15 protein-coding genes are annotated in these 19659 nt (G+C 38.9%); 7 read left to right on the top strand and 8 right to left on the bottom strand.

All coding sequences use genetic code 11. From position 1 onward, the window contains the following. Positions 1-4 precede the first annotated feature (4 nt). The 4 genes from AB1Z56_RS26420 to AB1Z56_RS26405 all read right to left on the bottom strand — a co-directional run bounded on the left by AB1Z56_RS26420 (position 5) and on the right by AB1Z56_RS26405 (position 7245). Positions 5-1753 carry a DUF4397 domain-containing protein gene (locus tag AB1Z56_RS26420; protein WP_426790560.1) on the bottom strand — a complete coding sequence of 583 codons (1749 nt, stop codon included), beginning with the start codon at positions 1751-1753 and terminating at the stop codon, positions 5-7. Between the two features lie 2 nt (positions 1754-1755). Further along, positions 1756-5196, bottom strand: coding sequence for a carboxypeptidase-like regulatory domain-containing protein (locus AB1Z56_RS26415; RefSeq protein WP_426790559.1), 3441 nt, complete (start codon positions 5194-5196; stop codon positions 1756-1758). A gap of 168 nt (positions 5197-5364) precedes the next feature. After that, on the bottom strand, positions 5365-6564 hold the full coding sequence (locus AB1Z56_RS26410) for a FecR family protein (protein WP_426790558.1): 1200 nt from the start codon (positions 6562-6564) through the stop codon (positions 5365-5367). 60 nt (positions 6565-6624) lie between these two features. Beyond that, positions 6625-7245, bottom strand: coding sequence for an RNA polymerase sigma factor (locus AB1Z56_RS26405; RefSeq protein WP_309366642.1), 621 nt, complete (start codon positions 7243-7245; stop codon positions 6625-6627). A gap of 204 nt (positions 7246-7449) precedes the next feature. Between AB1Z56_RS26405 and AB1Z56_RS26400 the strand changes: the two genes are divergently transcribed. Further along, entirely contained in the window at positions 7450-7923 is a 474-nt protein-coding gene (locus tag AB1Z56_RS26400) for a DinB family protein (protein WP_426790557.1), read from the top strand. 1 nt (position 7924) lies between these two features. Here AB1Z56_RS26400 and AB1Z56_RS26395 read toward each other — a convergent pair whose 3' ends face one another. Then, the gene (locus AB1Z56_RS26395) at positions 7925-8314 is read right to left on the bottom strand and encodes a winged helix-turn-helix transcriptional regulator (protein WP_426790556.1); all 390 of its coding nucleotides are present in this window, start codon (positions 8312-8314) and stop codon (positions 7925-7927) included. A gap of 196 nt (positions 8315-8510) precedes the next feature. Between AB1Z56_RS26395 and AB1Z56_RS26390 the strand changes: the two genes are divergently transcribed. The 5 genes from AB1Z56_RS26390 (at position 8511) to AB1Z56_RS26370 (ending at position 12266) form a co-directional block, all read left to right on the top strand. After that, the gene (locus tag AB1Z56_RS26390) at positions 8511-8978 is read left to right on the top strand and encodes a cupin domain-containing protein (protein ID WP_426790555.1); all 468 of its coding nucleotides are present in this window, start codon (positions 8511-8513) and stop codon (positions 8976-8978) included. A 107-nt stretch (positions 8979-9085) separates the two neighbouring features. Next, positions 9086-9652, top strand: coding sequence for a Crp/Fnr family transcriptional regulator (locus AB1Z56_RS26385; protein ID WP_309366636.1), 567 nt, complete (start codon positions 9086-9088; stop codon positions 9650-9652). Positions 9653-9710: 58 nt separating this feature from the next. Beyond that, positions 9711-10292 carry an NAD(P)H-dependent oxidoreductase gene (locus tag AB1Z56_RS26380; protein WP_426790554.1) on the top strand — a complete coding sequence of 194 codons (582 nt, stop codon included), beginning with the start codon at positions 9711-9713 and terminating at the stop codon, positions 10290-10292. A gap of 121 nt (positions 10293-10413) precedes the next feature. Next, positions 10414-11688, top strand: a complete 1275-nt coding sequence (locus tag AB1Z56_RS26375) for an adenylosuccinate synthase (protein WP_426790553.1) — start codon at positions 10414-10416, stop codon at positions 11686-11688. 11 nt (positions 11689-11699) lie between these two features. Continuing rightward, entirely contained in the window at positions 11700-12266 is a 567-nt protein-coding gene (locus AB1Z56_RS26370; protein WP_293904598.1) for a Crp/Fnr family transcriptional regulator, read from the top strand. Between the two features lie 120 nt (positions 12267-12386). On the opposite strand, the gene AB1Z56_RS26365 is transcribed toward AB1Z56_RS26370, so the two are convergent. Then, the gene (locus AB1Z56_RS26365; protein WP_426790552.1) at positions 12387-13622 is read right to left on the bottom strand and encodes a porin; all 1236 of its coding nucleotides are present in this window, start codon (positions 13620-13622) and stop codon (positions 12387-12389) included. A gap of 361 nt (positions 13623-13983) precedes the next feature. Here AB1Z56_RS26365 and AB1Z56_RS26360 point away from each other — a divergent pair, with 361 nt between their 5' ends. Beyond that, positions 13984-14682 carry a hypothetical protein gene (locus AB1Z56_RS26360; RefSeq protein WP_426790551.1) on the top strand — a complete coding sequence of 233 codons (699 nt, stop codon included), beginning with the start codon at positions 13984-13986 and terminating at the stop codon, positions 14680-14682. Positions 14683-14818: 136 nt separating this feature from the next. Here AB1Z56_RS26360 and AB1Z56_RS26355 read toward each other — a convergent pair whose 3' ends face one another. Then, a complete protein-coding gene (locus tag AB1Z56_RS26355) occupies positions 14819-16333 on the bottom strand; it encodes a SusD/RagB family nutrient-binding outer membrane lipoprotein (protein ID WP_426790550.1) in 1515 nt (504 codons plus the stop codon). Between the two features lie 19 nt (positions 16334-16352). Continuing rightward, positions 16353-19505, bottom strand: a complete 3153-nt coding sequence (locus AB1Z56_RS26350; RefSeq protein ID WP_426790549.1) for a SusC/RagA family TonB-linked outer membrane protein — start codon at positions 19503-19505, stop codon at positions 16353-16355. Between the last annotated feature and the right edge of the window lie 154 nt (positions 19506-19659).

Below are 19659 nucleotides of genomic sequence, written 5' to 3'. Positions count from 1 at the left end.
TCGTTTATTTATTATGTTTAACAATGATCATTTTTGCCTTATCATTTTGACTAGCACTACTGGCACTCTTACCAATCAAAGCAACCGTATATACACCAGCTTCCTGCACTGGTCGAGGTCTGTTGACATGATCATATAGATTTTTATTGGCTATAAATACCTCACTCGATAATACAGGGATGTCATCGGCCCAAACACCGGGAATCATATTTGGTGTAGATCGATAAGCTAGAATTTCGAACGGATTTCGGTATTCACCCATCAGCAAGTAAGGGCGATCTATCTTCGGAACGCCAGGTTGTAAGTTTTGCGCAGCTTCCACGTTATCAAAAGACTGTCCAGCCCCCTGTCCATTTCCCAAGGTAAAGGTGACATAGGGGTTCCCGACCGAAAGATTTAAAAAACGTTTAAAAAAATAAAAGTTATTTTCATAGCGACTGAAAGTAGCATCATCCCCAGAACCTCGAGGCAATACACCACTCAAATCATTTGCGACGGCCAATATATTTGGATTGCCCTGCTCCGTCGGGTGCAACCAAAACGTATAATTCTGCGCAGCACGCAAAGACTGCTTCGTGGTCGCTAGCACTTTACCCGTAGCATCCTTCGCTTCAATGGTATACTCCCCTTGAACCAGATTGATATAGCTGGAGGCATTTCCAAATGACACATTATTGCCCATGGAATTTCCCGCAATACTAAAGTTTACAGCCTGATTTTGATACGCATTGACTGCCTGCGCTCGAAAATAAGTACGGTTGGCTTCAGGAGTAACGTCAGTGATGATCTGAAAAGAATTTTGGAAGACATCAGCCGTATTATCCACTTCATCCATAAAGTAACCAAAACGCCGCGGAGAAACAACAATAGTATAGACTCCTCCCGGCTGGTATGTCATGATAGGAGCATAATGTAAATGACTTACTTGATCATAATTAATTGGAATCGTAGAACTTGCCGGATCAATCAACGTATAATTATGCGATTCGCTGCCTAAAGATGGAATTTGACGTCCATCGGCTAAAAGCAGCTTAAATTGGTATGTCCCATAAGGCAATTCAATGTAATCCGATGCGATCGCTTCACTACTTATGCTATTGGTCTTACTATTGACTAAAGTTCCATCAGCATAGGCTAAAGAAACGGGTCCGCTAATATCCTCGCTTACACCATTTGGGGCAAAAATGACTTCAGAAATTTTTACACCAAGATTGACGATCCTAATTTTAAAATGATCTGGTTTGGACGGGAGTGAAACCCCACGAGGCACCGCTACCACATCGTTAATGCCAGCCACAAAATTACTGGGCAGTAGAAAATAGTCAGTCGGCTTCGTATAATCATCCACAGCAGTCAGTGTCAAATCTCGATCCCCTAATCCTTGATAATTCCGCGTGCCAATCGACAGACTAACCTGACTGTTCTTGTCAAATAGGTCCTGGGGTAGTGTCCACATTTTCCCCAAACGTCCATCTGTTGGAAAATAACTCGTGCCCGGATACTTGTAATAGTCTGGATCAGCAGAATTCCGCGTGATAAAATTAGTCAGACTGTCAGTCCCTGCAATGACCTGATTATATTCACCAAAATTGATGATTCTCGCCTGTGATAAGGCCCTATTTTCAGTCACTACTCGATTATCAAGCTTCATATCCAGCTTATCCTTTTTACAAGCTGTATAAGTTAACATCGTTGAAGCGAGCCCACACAGCACGAGAGATCTATAAATAACGTTCAATATCTTATATCTCATAGCTACAATATATTATATGTAAAACCTACCATTACTTCAGATCCTCGTTTGAAGCTACGGTTGATGTATTCATTTCCATACCATTTACCACCTGTTTCCGGGTTTGCATACACCGTTTTAATAGCTGGGTTCATGATATTTTTTGCATATCCTTTAAAGAGGATACGCTTGTTGATACGTTGGGAAAACACAAAATCAAGATAAGGGACAGGCTGCGTATACAGATCAGGTTCCCCTGTGAGGTTGATCTGAACCAAGCGCTCACCGACCATATTAAACGTCAAGGTCAAATCAGTGCCTGATTTTTCATTGTCAAAATTCAGCCAGGCATTGACTGAATAAGGAGCCTGTTCAAATAGTGGACTATTTTTTGGCGAATGGCGGTCCAGCGATCGGTTAGCTTCATAGCGTTCCTCGGATTTCTTGATTTCACTTTGTGCAAGCAATAAATTTGTTCCCAAGAAAAAATTACGCAGCGGATCACCGATAATTCCCAAATTTTTCACGAGTTCCAATTCCACTCCCCATACCTTACCGATGTTTGGATCGTTTTGGAATTGAATTGTCGGAAACTCCGGATAAGTAGCCGCTAAGCCGGCTGTCTTGAGATTAAATACTTTGACCAATTGATTTTCGATCCGCTTCCCAAAAGCAGAAACAGCGATCACCTCGCCTTTCGCCGGGAACCATTCCCAACGGAAGTCCGCATTTTGCGTATATTGATTTTTCAGGTTAGGATTACCGACGACAAGCCCCATCTGGAAGGCATCAAATTCGAAGACATTCGTAATCTCCCGGAGTTCAGGACGAGCCAATGTCGTATTGAACGCAGCCCGAAAATTCATATTCTTATTCAACGTGAATGTAGCATTGACAGAATAGAATGGTTTATATCCTGTTTTATAAACAGAATTTGGATTAATGGGATTTAAGGGAATTGCGGCCTCGCCATTCGCTCCTGTCGTCAAAGAAGGATCTAAGAAAACACCAGCGGTATCTACAGAAGAGCCGATATTGGTCATTTCAAAACGTACACCACCGGCCATTCTGAATCGTTCTGTCAATTTTAGATCCACCATGCCATAAAGTGCATTCGTCTCGAAATAGCCCATATAATTGTTGGGCGATTTTTGACTGTTATACAAAAATCCACCTATCGGCATCATACCTTCCCCTTGAGCTGGGGCAGGCACTTTAATTCCCACGAATTCATTGCTGACCAATCGATCCAAATTACCTTCAGCATCATATAGCGTAACAGATTTATTGGTTGTAAAATTTGAACCGGGTAAAAACAGTTGATTTTCCGTAAAATTGCGATCCCGGAACAAATAGTTTACTCCAGTTTTAAACTCTTGCTTTTGTCCAAAAAAACGGAACGGAATGCTGAGATCAGCTTTATAATTATAGTTTTTTTCATCTAGATTACGCCATCTACGGCCATTCGGTTCGGCCTGCATCAAGCCATAGGTTCCAAAGCCATTTACATAACCCGACATCAGCGCATACAAATGCTCCGAATACACTTTTTGAGTGGTTTCTCCATTAATAGCTCCTGGTATAGGCCGGTCATACCAGCCACCACCTCGGGGTGTATAATCCACAAGGCTTGCAAAACGAAAATCAGGATCATTTTGTTTTGATCGAGATGAAGCAACATTATAACTTAGACGTGGCGAATAGCCCCCTTTAAGAAACTTATGCTCCCCCTGTAAATTAAAGGTATTCAAATTACGGAAAGTCTGCTTTAAAGAATAGGTGGTATTACGCACCTCGCCCGGTAAGCCCGTATATTCGTAACGTCCTGAAAGATTGGATGCCGTGGATTCGCCACCCCAACTTCCTAGATATTGCATGCTCATTTCATGTTGCGGATTAAAACGATAAGTTAACCCGGCTAGTGTCCCATAATTAAGTGTTTCTGTACCGGTATTCTCCTTATATGTTTGGTATTTACCCATAAACAAACTGTTCGGGGTAATATAATTGGGGATATTACGCGGACTAAAAATATCGGGATTGCCAGTTACTACACCTTGATAAATACTATATTGGGTTAAATCACCACCGCTAATATCAGTAGTACGACGGTAATAATTACCACCCAAAATAACTCCCAGCCGGTGTTTTCCACCAAATAATCCATAGCTATTGCCAAATGTTGCCGAATACAATTGATTCAGCGGAGCCCGTTTATACGAACTCGTCATTATAGGGTCAAAGCCCTGCATGATACCGTTTATTCGGTTAACTTCTTGATGAGCTTCAGGACTGTAATTACTGTTTGCAATCAGACGCTGAATGGAAGAGAGACCTCCAGGATATTGCTTAGAGAGATTTAAAAAATCTGACGAGAGATTTTTCCCGTTTATTTTCGTTCCCAAAACGCCCAGTTCGCTATTCCAAAAACTATTGTATTGACCGCCAAGCCCAATATTTGAATTTAGTCCCGTCTGTGCGATCACTTCAAAAGTCATTTTGTCGGGAACGGACTTTGTTTTCAATTCGACAATACCAGAAGCTGCGTCAGCGGGCTTGTCGGGCGTTACGGTTTTATATACAGTAATATTGTCGAGTAAAGAGGCTGGGACAAGATCTAATGGGATCGTGCTTCGATCTGGATCGGAAGACGCTAAACGGACACCATTCAACTGACCAATAACAGAACGGTCTCCAAGACCGCGCACCGCTACATACTTATCATCCGTCACAGTGACTCCCGTAACTCTTTGCAGTGCCTGTGTCGTGGTGATACTTCCCGTTCTTTCGATCAATTCAGCAGAGATTGCATCTTGTAGGATCGCGGCTTTTCTGCGTTCATCCAATACCGCGGACTCCGTATTTGCTTTTACGCGTGCCTGCACTTTTACCTCCACCTCTTCCAGAGCTGTCGAAGTTGCCCGCAATTGGATGATTACATTCTTATCTGCCACATGAATAGTCTGTTCTTTCAGTTCATGGCCAATAAGGCTAAAAATTACTAAGACACTATTCTCCGAAACGGCTATGGAAAAATTCCCTGATGCGTCCGTTGTCGTCCCCGATCGTGACCCTTTTAATTTCACAGACACACCTATCAAAGGGGCTTTACTCTGTGCATCAACTACCCTTCCTTTTATTTGTAGCTGTTGGCGCATGACTAAGGGACTTCTTTCCGGCAGTGGATCAGCGGTCAACACCACTAACTTATTTTTGATAACATAACGAAAAGGGAGCCCCGTAAAACAAGCATGCAATGCCTCTTCAATAGAAGCGTTTGACAGGTTGATACTGACGACATTACTTTTCTTAAAAAGATCCGCGTCATAAAAAAAGTCATAGCCACTCTGTTGCCTGATTTCTCTTAAAACAGTGGGGATATTGCTATTTTGTTTGTGGAGTGTAATCCGTTGACCATAAGTAAACGCACTGACTTTCACCAACAAACAAGTTAATAATATCATGGTGATTTTCATAACACGCATGCATTGATAAAAACTCATATATTTGTTGTTGTTAATATTATTTGATGATTAGTGAATCGCAACATTATCGATAAGCTTGACACATTGACCAAAGGTGTTACCAGCACCTTTGGTTGTTTTTATCCAGCTTACCGTAGATTAGATAGGTCAATCTATCACAATAAGCCTCCTTCCATTTAGTGTTAATTTTACTTTACCTGTAGTTTGCAACATATCGATGATTGTACTCAGCGGTTGAGAACGGGATACCATACCATCAAATTTTAGTTTATCAAGCCTTTCTGGACATTCAACATCTACATTGTACCACCTCGAAATTTTACGCAATAGACTTCCCAGTTCTTCTCCCTTAAATACAAAATCACCGTTTATCCAGGCTACTTCCTGAGCAACATCCACATGCTCAACATGTAAAGTTTCATTTAACAAAGCACATTGACCAGGTTTCAAAAGCACAGATTCATTCCTCTTTTTTGAAATAACCTTTACACTTCCTTCCAGTAAGGTCGTTGTTGTAGCAGGCTCATCTTCGTAGGCATTGACATTAAAATGCGTACCGAGCACTTCAATTTTTTGATTTGAGGTTTCCACATAAAAAGGAATTCGCTTTTTATCTCCCGATCCTACTTCAATTTTTGCTATTTCAAAGTAGATCTCCCCTGTCATACGCACTGACCTTTCATTTAGATCAAATTTTAGAGGATATGTCAAGGTTGAGTTTGCATTGAGAAAAGCTTTGGATCCGTCGGGCAATATGATCTGATACTGGTTTCCACGGTTGGTTGTTATTGTATTTATGGCATTGCTCGCAATCCGCCCCTGTTCTACTGCCTTATAAATTACCTCACCATCTTTATTTTTTTGTATTTCCACACCGCCCTGAAGTGCAATAACACTTCCATTCTTTATATCAACCAAAGAGACAATCGAACCATCTTTCAATGTTAACAAAGCGGCATCCTTGCCCGGAGAACCAATCTGCTGCGCACTTTCGGAGGGCTCTGGAATCAGCTGTTGTCGAAATAAGAACAATGAAATAGCGCCAACTACAACAAGGAAAGCTGCGATTTTAAACCAGACTGTTGTACCAATTGTAGCAAAACGGTGCTGGTTAGAACGCTTTTTTATCTGCGACTGTAAACGCGCATAATTTGTTTGGACGGATAGCTCACCCGCATAGTGCCCCATAGCCACAATAACATCCTTCAGCTCCGCAATAGATTCTCTATGCTCAGGATATTTTTGTAACCATTTCTCCCATTTTTCGATGTCCTCTTTATTCGTTCTCCTGCAAAAGTTCACAAAAGATTCATCCAGCAACAGTGCTTGTAAATTAAGTTCGTCCATACTACTCTAATCGTAATTTATACAATAGAGCACGGGACATCATTTTTTCACTACTCGTTTTTAAGAAAAAATCAATAAAAATGAAGAGAGTAAGCCTACGGCTACTTTAAGGAAGATTTCTTGTTCACTAGAAAGGTTATTTTTTATCTTTTCCAGCGATTTATAGATGGTATTATAGATGGTATGAATCGAAACCTGATTCGCATCGGCGATCTCCTGATAAGAAAGATCGAGAAAAAAACGTTGATAGATTACCTGCTGCTGCTTCGTGCCCAATTGCTCCATATGCTCTTGAACCAGCTGAGCAACAGTATTTGTTGTAACTTTACGAATATGTTGCTCTTCAACGGACTGATAAATCGCAGGGTCATAGAATTCCTCCTCAAAATCCATATCCGCCAAGTGCAGTGATTCCTTTCGGAAAAGCTTTTGGAAGAATACCGTAATAATATAATTGTGATGGTTACGAATTTGTCGATTGTTGTTTTTTTTCTCCCAAAGATGTAAAAACACATCATTTACACTATCCTGGACGCGTTGAACAGACATTTTCTTTTTCAATCCCAAATAAGAAAGATAATGGTGGTAATGTTTGTATAAAGTATAAAATGATTCTTCACTCTCATCTTCCACAAATTGGTCCCAAACGCTTTTTAAATCTTTTCCGGTTAGTGCAAACATGATATTTTGGTAACAATGACTTTATACAAAAAAAGAAAAGTCTTATTAACAAGAAGTTAACCAAAGATGAAGAATAAGGAAATTGTATGTAAATTGGACATAGGTAATCAATAAGATTCCCCTAAGGCGATTATAAAATGTAAAAAAACACCTATTTGCCAGAGACAGGAGCAAAAACCGATCATTAAAAAATTTTAAGAGAAAATGGAAAGACGGATATTTATTGCAAACAGGTTGCGCGAAGTTTTACTGAATGGACACTGGATTGCGAATACCAATTATCAGGAACAATTACTGGATACCACCTGGGAACAGGCCATATTCAAAATAAATAACTTGAATACCATTGCTGCGCTAACTTACCACATCAATTATTACCTAGAGGGGCTACTAACTGCATTTGAGCGTGGTAAGTTGGAAATAAGTGATAAATACAGCTTTGATGTTCCTGTCATCACATCAAAAGCAGATTGGGACTCGCTTGTAAATAAATTCCTAAAAAATGCGGCAGCATTTGCCGATAGTATTACCACATTTGAAGAAGAGCAATTTGACCAACCTTTTATTGATGAAAAATATGGATCTTATCTCCGAAATATTGAAGCTGTAATAGAACATAGCTATTATCACCTCGGTCAAATTTCACTCATCAAAAAAATGATCATTCAATCGAAATAAATTACTTTTTGGATATTATTGTAATCTCCTGTTTCATTTTTTCTCGGTATTCCAACCCCCAATCGACTAGAGATTCGGTGACCGGGAATACACTTTTTCCATAAGCCGTGATTTTATAAAACACTTTTACAGGATCTTCAGAGGATCGACGGGAGACCAGTAAATTTAACTCAAGATCCCGAAGTTCTTTTGTAAGTACTTTAGCAGATATTCCCTGAATTTCTCGTTCCATTTTTTTGAAATGGATTTCCTGCAGTTCCCGATTCGCCAGATAACGCAATATCATCAATTTCCATTTACCTCCCAAAATATCTAATGCATCCCGCATAGCGCGCAGTTCTTCCGAACAGGTTACCTTCCGCTGTTGATTCCCGTCTAAAATTTTATCCATATTGCCATTAAATTCTACTAGTTACCACTTGTTAACTAGCAACAAATATATAGTAAATGAAAAGTAGATTTGTCAAATCAATTATGCAAGAAGAAAATCTTCCGATTACCTACGCATTGTATCGGTCATATTAAAACCGAAAAGATTGAGAGACGACATCAATTTATTAAATAGACAAGAAAAAATAACTAAGACAATGAACACCATACCGAGAAGAATCGTGACAGGCACACAAGCTGGCAAGTCCTTTATACAAATGGATGCCTTGGTCGACAATGTTTCTGAGCACTTCCCAAACCTTATTATCTCAGATATCTGGCAAACTAGTCAAATGCCCGCCAAATTTGAGCAGGAAAACCCAATAGAAAATTCAGCAATACCACAGGTCATCAAAAATGGAACTTATTTTCGCTATGTTCAGATTCCTCCGGACAAAGAACTCGGTATTGAAGCTCCGGTCGGTCAACCTCATCCCCTCATGCATCAAACAACAAGCTTGGATTATATCGTCATTCTCTCGGGCGAGATTTATCTCATAACAAATACAGAAGAAACCAAGCTTTATGCGGGCGATATTGTTATCCAACGTGGAACAAACCACGCCTGGAGCAATCGTTCTGATCACATGTGCCTACAATTGGCAATTCTAATTGATGCGCAATAGAAGTGCTCATTTTTAATCATTAGCCGGTATAAGATATTGACCTTTTGAAGCTGGCCCTATTGGATTTATCTTGCATTAATACCGCAATTTAGTTAAGTTTGGACGACATGATAGCAGCATATTTTCGGTCTTTGCGTCTATTCGAGGAAGAAGAGATCAATGAAATTATTCAGCTTTTTGAATACAAGAAGCTGAATAAAAACGATTTTTTTGTCAAAGAAGATCAACCTTGTCATGAAGTAGCCTTTATACAATCGGGTATCTTTCGCTCCTATTATAGCAGTGCAGACAAGGAAGATATCACCTATTGTTTCCGCTTTCCCAATACCTGGATAGCAGCGTACTCTTCTTTTATCACAGGAGGACCAAGCACCGAGACTATGCAGGCCATTACTTCTGCTGAGCTTTGGACCATCAAAAAGCACACAATTGACAAACTTGCTACAGACAGTTTAAAATGGACAAAGTATCTTAAAATGGTTGCTGAGGAACAATATCTTGAACTCGAAAAACGTGTATTCCAATTGCAAAAAGAAACCGCTTCCCAACGGTATGCAAATTTGATCAAAAATCACCCTGAGTTTATCCAACAGCTTCCATTACAGTACCTCGCCTCCTATTTGGGCATTACACAACGTCACCTAAGCCGTATTCGCAGCGAAATTTCTTTTTAGACATTTGTCCTGTAAAAAGAGGTTGGCCAATTCTATTTTTGTGATGTAAAACAACATCATGCAGAAAAAAATACTTATCATCAACGGCCACCCGAATCGGGAATCCTTTAATTTTGGGGTTGCAAATGCTTATCAAGAAGGCGCAATAGCCTCCGGAGCTGCGGTGCGGACAATTCATATCATCGATCTCAAATTCAACCCTAACCTTCAATTTGGTTATCACAAACGGACAGAACTCGAACCCGATCTACTTCTTGCCTGGGAAGACATAAAGTGGGCCGATCATTTAGTTTGGGTACATCCTGTTTGGTGGGGCGGTCTTCCAGCACTCATGAAAGGCTTTATCGATAGACTTTTTTTACCGGGGTTTGCTTTTCAATATCGGGAAAATTCTCTTCTTTGGGATAAATTACTGAAGGGAAAATCTGCCCGGATCATTACAACACTCGATCAACCCAGTTGGTATTATACACTGGTTTACGGTAAACCCAGCGTTAACCAACTAAAGAGATCGACACTGCTATTCTGTGGAATATCGCCAGTGAAAGTTACTTATATCGGCATTATCAAAACCTCAGATCCTATTAAACGGGATAAGTGGCTACAAAAAGTAAAACAGCTGGGACACAAACAAGCTTAAGCTCAATCGATGTGCCTAAAGGGTACTTCACAAAAATATCAAGCTTCACTTTTTGCCAAATGACAATTGTCCCCAACTTCTCAAACCCTAGCTTTGTACATAAATTCAAGACAAAAGCAACATGGACATTTTAATTGGGCTCCAATGGGGAGATGAGGGCAAAGGAAAATTTATCGATCTGATCGGGCGTGACTATGACATTATCGCACGGTTCAATGGTGGAGCAAATGCCGGGCATAGTATCTATTATCAAGACGAAAAGATTACCCTAAAACTGCTTCCTTCGGGAATTTTTTCTCCCCATATCAAAAACATCATTGGTACCGGCGTAGTCATTGACCCCCTCTCTTTGAAAACAGAAATTGAAGAAATAGCGCAAATTATCCCGGAACAAGATCTCTTAAATAGAATTCTGATATCCCAAAAAGCACATCTTGTATTACCCACTCACCGGTATTGGGATATCTATATGGAAGAGTCTGCATTATATCGGACGATAGGAACGACCAAGAATGGCATTGCCCCAAGCTATTCCGATAAAATAAAAAGACAGAATCTACGCGTGGAGGATATTTATTCCGACAATTTTAAGGATGACGTATATCAAATTTTAAATCGTCAATACAATGAACTGCAACATTTGGGACAGGAAATGCCAGCCTTAGAAGAGCTTTATCACAGTTTTATGCAAGGATGCATTTTCCTCAAAAAAATACAGATTACAGACACTGAAATCTTTCTAAATAAAGCGCTTCGAAATGGACAAAAAGTATTGGCAGAAGGAGCTCAGGCAACATTACTTGACATCGATCATGGTAGTTACCCCTATGTTACCTCTTCCAATACCCTTGCCTCCGCAGCCTGTGTGAGTCTAGGAGTATCACCGAAGCTTGTGGATAAAATATACGGCGTGACAAAAGCCTATTGCACCCGCGTGGGTCATGGCATCTTCCCAACAGAGATAACAGGCCAAACTGCCAACGATTTGCGTGAAAAAGGAGGCGAATTTGGTTCCAATACAAAACGTCCACGTCGCATAGGCTGGCTCGATCTGCCTGCATTGAAATATGCCATCATGTTGAATGGGGTTACCCACCTTGTATTGACTAAAGCGGACATTTTAAATACAATAACCGAGATTCCTGTTTGTACCCATTACGAAACAAAGGGTGAAAAGATTGCTTTGGCATTGCCTGCATGCAAGGATCAAGAAATTAAGCCTGTCTGGAAATATCTGAGCGGATGGAATACAGTGCTGACGAATGTGAGTCAGGCGAAAAATCTTCCAGAAGCGCTAGCAACATTCATCACGTTTCTCGAAGCAGAACTAGAGGTTCCCATAAAGTACCTTTCAACAGGCCCTCAACGAGAGGAATTGATTAACTTAGCTATATAATATAAAGTAAAATGGAGCAATTGCTGGAATACATCCGAAAATTTGGACAGCTCGATTTGCGGGAAGAGAATCTCATCCGGCAGGCCTTTGAAAAAAAAAGCATCCCAAAGGCAAGCTATTTTGTCGCCTGCGGGAAAGTAAATAATAGCATCGCTTTTGTGGAATCGGGGGTATTCCGTTCGCTCTATTACAATAGTAAAGGCGACGATTTTACGCGTTATTTTATCTATGAAGGTCGTTTTATTGGCGATCTGCAGAGCTTCTTGGATCGAACACCTTCCAATGACTATATAGAATCCCTGACAGACACTGAAATCTGGAGTTTGGACTTCGATAACTTCGCCTTGCTGGAAAAAGAAATTAAAGTTTGGCCACTGTTGATGGCCAAACTTTATGGTTTTGTTGTTGAAAGCAAATTAAAAACCGCGAATACCATGTTGAACCTCGACGCCAAAGAGCGATATCTGCTCTTCTTGAAGCTCTATCCCGGTTTGGCCAATCGCGTCCCATTAGCGATGCTAGCTTCTTATTTAGGTATCACCGCATCTTCACTGAGCCGTATTCGAAAAAACATCTAAGTTTCGTTTCAGAATTTGAAATAACACAGAAATCACCAATCAAGAATCGCTTAGGTTCAATTTTGATTTGATACAAAGTTATCCTCGGGATCTTGCTAAATGTAGAAACCAGACCTTCTTTTACCAACGGTATTGCATTCTAGCCGTAAAAACATTGTCTTTAATATCTGTGGAAAAATTTGTTAGACTTGTTGCCTCATTTGTTACATGTTCATTGTACACCGTAAATTTAAGCCTATTGCTAAATTGATAAGCGACACCATAACCGAGCGTGCTAAACTTGACATCACCATCAGCGGTAAAATTACCAGCCATGCCTATCGTTGAGCCACTCGCCTTTGTATTGGGATCATATACGTCATAGGCAACCATTGCTGTAAATCCTGTATGGCCAATTTCTTGTGTTAACCAAAGGTAGTAACCGTTAAATTTACGTTGATAAAGGTCTGTGGTCGGCTGAGTCGTAAAACTTCGACTTGCATAAGGTCCTTTGATATCGGCACCTCCCGCGACTCCTGGCTGGTCACCTGCAACATATTCTGTTTTGAAACTAGATTTTCCAAAGCTATTATCAAATTCAACCTGTAAGTTTGCCCCATAATAATTGCGGCCGATTGCCTTGCCTTCATTGTCATCGCTTGTATGTGCTGTATACCCATTATTGTTGGGCGTATAGTAGGTTTTGGTGTCATTACGGACCGACCCTTTATAGAATGAACCACCAAATCCAAGATGAAGTTTTTTATCGGCGAGGCTATCAAATTTAAAAGCAAGATTACCAATTAGATCTTTTTTAGAATCATAGTCCTTAGCGGAGTGGCCACTACCGTTCACCAAGGCCAGATCTAAGTTTAGGAATTTAGCTTTACCCCCGGGATGATAACTTACCATTCCCCCCAAGTCGCGTTCCCTAGGCATCAGCGTCTGAAATACACGAGCTCTTTCTGGAAAATCACGGTAGCCCGACGAATACACAATAGAGTATCCAAAAGGTCTATTGAAAAGACCGGCGGTTAAACTCAGCCCCTTTTGATCGGGATGCCGCAATTGAATAAAGGCATCCATTAACTGTACGCCATCCTGGGTTGCATCCAATTGAAAGACAATACTGGAATATGTATCCACACGGTCAATCTTAAGGCGTCCCCTGCGGATCATAAATCTGTTATCCGAATTCTTTGAAAAATCACCGCCCGAAAACGAAGTAATTCCCGGAGACTGCGCTTTTTGGAACTGTGTCTGTAGATATCCCGTAATCTTGATATCGTGCGGATCATAGCTAGAGGGCGCATTGTTATTTTGCGCAAGAGCTACAACGGGCCCTATCAGAGCGGCGAGTAAAAATACTTTTTTCATTAGCATTCAGAATAAATTATTTTTTCAGATATGATGAAGGCTATTTAGATCGTTTTTATTGGTCCAGCGCCTCATCATTTCAACGGCGTAAAAATAGATTCTCAATATTAAGTTAATATTAATAAATTGTTAGTCTATTAATTTATATACATAAAATTAATGATTTGGTAATAAACAAAAAATCACCTCAATTAAAGTTGGCGCACAAGAGAAGTTAAAAATCATTGATTTTATTCATATTTGCTAATACATTAGAATATTTTAATCATAAATGGTCAACAAAAACTTGATCTATATGTAGCACTTATATGCCCACTATCGTATAGTTACTAACTAAATCACAATATTAAACGTTAAAATTATGAAGATAAGTAAACTATTTGCATTAGTTGTTCTTTGTGCATCCTGCAAAAAAGATCATGAATCCTATCAAGACCTATATAGTAAAGCGGACAAAAAACTTACAGAAATAGAAGATTTAATTAAAAAATCATCCTGCAACGAACTTAGCAATTGGCAAGTAGATACTATTATGGATGGAATTGGCAGCGGACACAGGTATTTTCCGATAAACAACACGATTAGAAGTGACTATGAGAAATTAAAAGCCACTTATCTTGAATTATTAAATTCTGCAAGAAAAACAGATCCACGTCCCATATTGAATGATATTTTTACACCTGAAACTCATTTTGAAATCGGCTGTATTGATGGACATCCCAAAGTACTTTTAGCTTCGGATTTTACGGTTGAGCAAGTTCGAGATCGCTTGAGTTCAAATATAGAAGAGCTAGAAAAATTCTATTCTAATAAGACGTGTAATGGATCAAATAATTGGTATGCAAGGCCAATAGTAAAAGACTGTCAAATAAAATACGTATTACACTATATTGGGACCGATTCAGGAGATAACTTTGCCTTTTATGTTAAATACAATCAATATAAAGCATTGTCGTCCAGATTAGCCCAGTTAGACTCCAATTATGCAGCATGTGAAAATTCGTTAGCTCCCCAAAAACATGTTACATGCGAAAACCATATCCCTGTGATTATAGATTAGTCCATTTCTGTACGTCAACTATGAAGGACCTATCGTCGTAATTTAATTGGCACCAAAACAACAGCTATACTGAGACCAGTAAAAAGGGGAGTCCATATATGGACTCCCCTTTTTTAATTTAAGTAGGAAGATCTAACTAGTTTACATCCCAAAATATTGCATTTTTTTGAGGATCAATCGTGCCTTCGGCTAATACATTGGTACTATTATAATTATATTCACTTTGAGGATACATCAAGCGCAAAGGAATTTTTCGCGTTCCGACAGTTTGATTTACAGAAAGTGGAACGTCTTTTGGATAGCCTAATCTTCTATAATCCACCCACGCTTCGAAGTTATTTATTCCCGGCAGAGCTAAATATTTCTGATTAATTATAAGTTCCAATTTATTTGATGCGGATGCCCATGATGCAGATGCATTTAATAAATTAGTAGCTTCAGTAGTAGCATTAGCCACATTTAGATAAGTAAATGATTCTTTTACAGCATTCTCATAAGCAGCTTTAGCATCTCCAGTTATCCAACCTCGTTGTATGGCCTCTGCCTGTAAAAATAAACTCTCCACAGATGTCATTAACCATAAAGAACCGGTACCATCCTTTAAAATACCAGAGCCAATAACACGGGATTCCTGTGCGGAATTGGTTCCCACAACGGTCGGTGCTCCCAACACCTTACCAGCGGCCCAAGGTTCATTGGCATTAATTGGGTTTAGCGCTTTTAAAAAGAAATATTGGTAGCGGATATCATTGTTACCTTTGTATCTATTCAATAGATAGGGACTAACACGATTAAAACCATCTGTTTCCGCCCCTGATTCATCAGCAACATATTTCGAATAAACTGGGTTTACTTTATATTTATCATTTGAGAAAACAATAGACAATTTTGCCGTCTTCCCCGCATCAATGAATCCCGCTCCGTCACTAATAATCTTTGCAATTTCATCTTTAGGATCTTTTTTAAATTCTGATTGATGAATCAATAATTTTAATGCTTGAGTGTTCGCCAATTTTCGCCAATTTGTCAAATCCCCGCCAAACAGAACATCCGCTTTTTTTGCTTCATCAGAAAGAGTCAAATTTGCAGATTTGAGAAGAATACGAGCAGAGTCCAATTGAACCAATAGATCTTTATAAACATCTGCACCTTTATCATATTTAGGAGCAATAGATTCATCTCCACGCAAAGCATCTGAATATGGTACATTATTATACATATCGACAAGATACATAAAACCAATCGCCTTCATAACCTTAGCCGTAGCTACGTAAAAATCTTCCTTTTGAGCTCGACCTTTTTTCTCCAAAAAATTCGCATCAGTCAACACATCATACCAGGTGTTCATAGAGGTAGAAGTACTAGCCCAATGAGTTATCTCAAAATTGGTTGTAATATCATAATTCTCAAGAGGTAAGGAAGGTCCAAAACTACTTCCTCGCCCATAATAGCCTGCCCAAGAAGCTGCAAAACTATATTGAGACCCCATTCTTGCCGCAGTTTGCTCTATTACCATAGGTAATAGGTAGCTAGGTTTTATTAAGGGATCAGTTGGTTTATTGGGATTTGTATTTATATCGAAGAAACTATCTTTACACCCCGTAAAAGCTAACGCGGTAAAAAGAATCCCTATTAAAATTTTATTTTTCATTTTCGTAAATTCTTAATCATTAAAACTTAGCATTAACCGTAAATCCAAAATTTCTCACTGGAGGATTAGCGTCTGAATTTATATTTCCATATGCATTTTGATAATCAGGCATACTGTCAAACTCTGGATCCATAAATTTATTCGCTTTAGGTAGCCACAAGGCTAAATTACGCCCTACCAAAGCAATCGACAATCCTTTAATCACTTTTTGGCGAGCAACTAGCCAAGTTGATGGGACATCATAAGTTAGAGAAAGTTCTCTCAATCGCCATTGGTTTGCACTTACAATGAAGTTAGAAGCTGTATTTTTAAATTCACCGGTATAATAAGCTTCAATAGGATTATTTTTCCCTTCTCCTATCTTAGCTGTTGTATTTTCAATATATTTCCCTGGGTTATTTGGATCGGCTATTACAGAGTTTGGTAGGATAAAAGGATTTCGATCATTATAGATAGTAGCTTCCGAAACCCCAGTCCATGCCATATCGCTTCCCAAGCCGAAGAAAGAAACCACATGTCCCCCCTTATGCTCAAATAAAGCAGATAAATTGAAATTCTTCCAATTTACAGAAGGATTTAATCCTAGAATCCATTTTGGTAAAGTTCGCCCAAAGTTAACATTTTGACTAGATGTAGAAGGTCTCCCTGTTGTCGCATTAACAATAATTCTTCCTTGATCATCACGGACATAGTCCGTAGCACGCATTTGATAAGCAGCAAGTCCTACAATCGCATAATTTGACGCGGCATTGTAACCTCCAATCTGAAGTTGGTTTAATTCCTGTTGTTTATAAATGCTTGTCACCTCACTATCATTCCACAGTGCATTGGCCTTAAATTTCACACTACCATTATTAAATTTGATTAACGGGGATAAGTTAATATCAAATTCCACACCTTTGCTGTTAAAAGACGCTGCATTACGGTAACTTCTACTATATCCAGATGCCTCTGATATACTAATATTAGCAATTTGGTCTGTATTCTTTGAATAGAAATAGGTTGCTTGAACTGTCACACGATTATTCCATAACCCCGCTTCAAACCCCGCTTCAGAAGTATTAATTCTTTCAGGTTTTAAATTAGGATCATAAGTAGTATTACCCGCGGTAACACCCGAGACCGACCCAAATGGGAAACCCGTTTCTGCCTTCTGCGAAAAAACAGCAGCTAACAAATAGGGGGTAATATCTGCATTTGCAGTTTTGGTCCATGCTCCACGTAATTTTAAATAATTGAACACTTCAGATTTAATTTCCGGGATTGCATCAGATAACACAACCGCTGCATTCACACCAGGATAGAAATAAGAATTGTTAGCCATACTTAGCAAAGAAGTCTTATCCCAACGACCTGTCACTTCGACATTTGCCCAATTCTTATAATTTAGCCCTGCACTTGCATAAGTAGAAAATAGCCTTGATCTAAAACCATCTGAAGAGCCAGTTAAATTTCCTACACGATTTTCCAAGTTATACAAATCACTAATGACCAAATTAGAAGCTCCGACATCAGTAGCACGATAATCATTTTGTCGCACATATGTACCCAATATACCATTAAACTTAAAATCCTCGTCAATATTAAAGTCCACATTGGCAAAGAAATCTGATGATAAAATTGTCTGATTATAATTATACTCTTTCACGGCTGCTGGAATCAAACTTTTATTTCTTTTAAGACCAAAAGCACTTGGTGTTACTCCTTGAGTTAATGTTCTTTCAGCTATATTACGTGAATTCAAAGAAGCTCTATAAGTAAAACTTAACCAATCTGTAGGTTTTAAACCCAACTCTAAATTGGTTAATAAATCTTGTTTCTTACCATTCTTTCTCCAGTTTCCAAGAGAAAAATATGGGTTTAAACCATAATCTGTAAACCAAGTATCATAAGTAGCAAACTGACCATTTAAATAATCCTTATACTGTAAAAGAGGTATATTAGCTGCTGTATTTAGCAGTTGACTAAATAGCCCACTATTACCACCTGTATTTTTAGCAGAATAATAATCTGCTTGCCCTCTTTGATTATAAACATCATAATTTTGCTGAGCATAATTAAAGTTTAATCCAGCTCTAAAAATTCCATATTCTTTCTGCGAGTTTAAACGCACACCAGTTCTTCTATTTTTATCACCTGGTACAATCCCTTTTATCTGAGAATCTTCCAAGCTTAAGAAAAAATCTTTAGACGTTAAAGACAAATTTGTTTGATTTGTCACTCCCGTATCGTAAAATTTTTCTCTATCATCTCGTGCTGAATACGCAATTTTTTGTTGACTGCCATCAGGTAATACAGGTCCCACTTCCACCATGGAGCCATCAAATGCAGGTCCCCAATTCCAGTTTTCAATAGGATCATAAACACGTTCGGTACCATCAGTATATCCCTGTCCAAAACGTTTTTGCATTTTTGGAAAGAAGGAAATATTTTGCCATTGCGTAGAATGACTTAAATTAATGGATGGGGCATCGGAGCCTTTCTTTGTCGTTACCATAATAACACCATTCCGTGCATCTGGTCCGTAAATAGCGGCTGAAGCAGCACCTTTGAGGACCGATACATTGTCGATATCATTCGGATTTATGGAAGATAAATATTTTATATCCATTTGAACACCATCCAACACCAATAGAGGTTCATTTTTACCAGTTAAAGAACGAATACCTCGAAGATTAATTTTCACATCTTCAAATACACCAGAATTGGTGGTCGTGACATTTAGTCCTGAGACCTTTCCTTGGAGTCCATTAATTGTATTAACTGCACTTGCTTGTGTAACCGTCTTAGAAGAGACTTGATCTGCAGCATATCCAAGATCTCTTTTCTCACGTTTTACGCCTAACGCAGTAACAATTACTTCTTCTAAGTCACGATTTGAATTATCCAAACTTACATTAAAAGCAGACTGACCTTCTTTTACAATTAAAGTTTTATCAGCAAATCCGACAGAACGAAATACGATAACTTTTCCTGTTGGCACAGATAACGAATAATTACCATTCGCATCCGTTTGAGTGGCTACGTTAGATCCCTGTACAGCAATCGTCACTCCAGCCAATGGCTTACCATCAGCTCCAGTTACACGACCACTAACTTTTTTCTCTTGCGCAAATGCAACAGAAGTCAGAATCATACTACCCACGAAAAAACTGAGTAATTTGTGTTTCATATGTTTACGTTTATTAAAAAATGTTTATTCTTGATAAAATACTTTGGTTAGCAATATACTCTCCAATAATTTATATATGTTATAGTTAGTAACATTTTTCACTTTGAAATGTTTCCACATGTTAAAAAATGTTAAAGGCAAAATTATAACTTTT

Source organism: Sphingobacterium sp. WOUb80, from assembly GCF_050058145.1.
GTDB lineage: Bacteria > Bacteroidota > Bacteroidia > Sphingobacteriales > Sphingobacteriaceae > Sphingobacterium.
The sequence above is the reverse complement of the archived record's forward strand: the minus strand, read 5'-3'. Positions and strand labels throughout refer to the sequence as shown.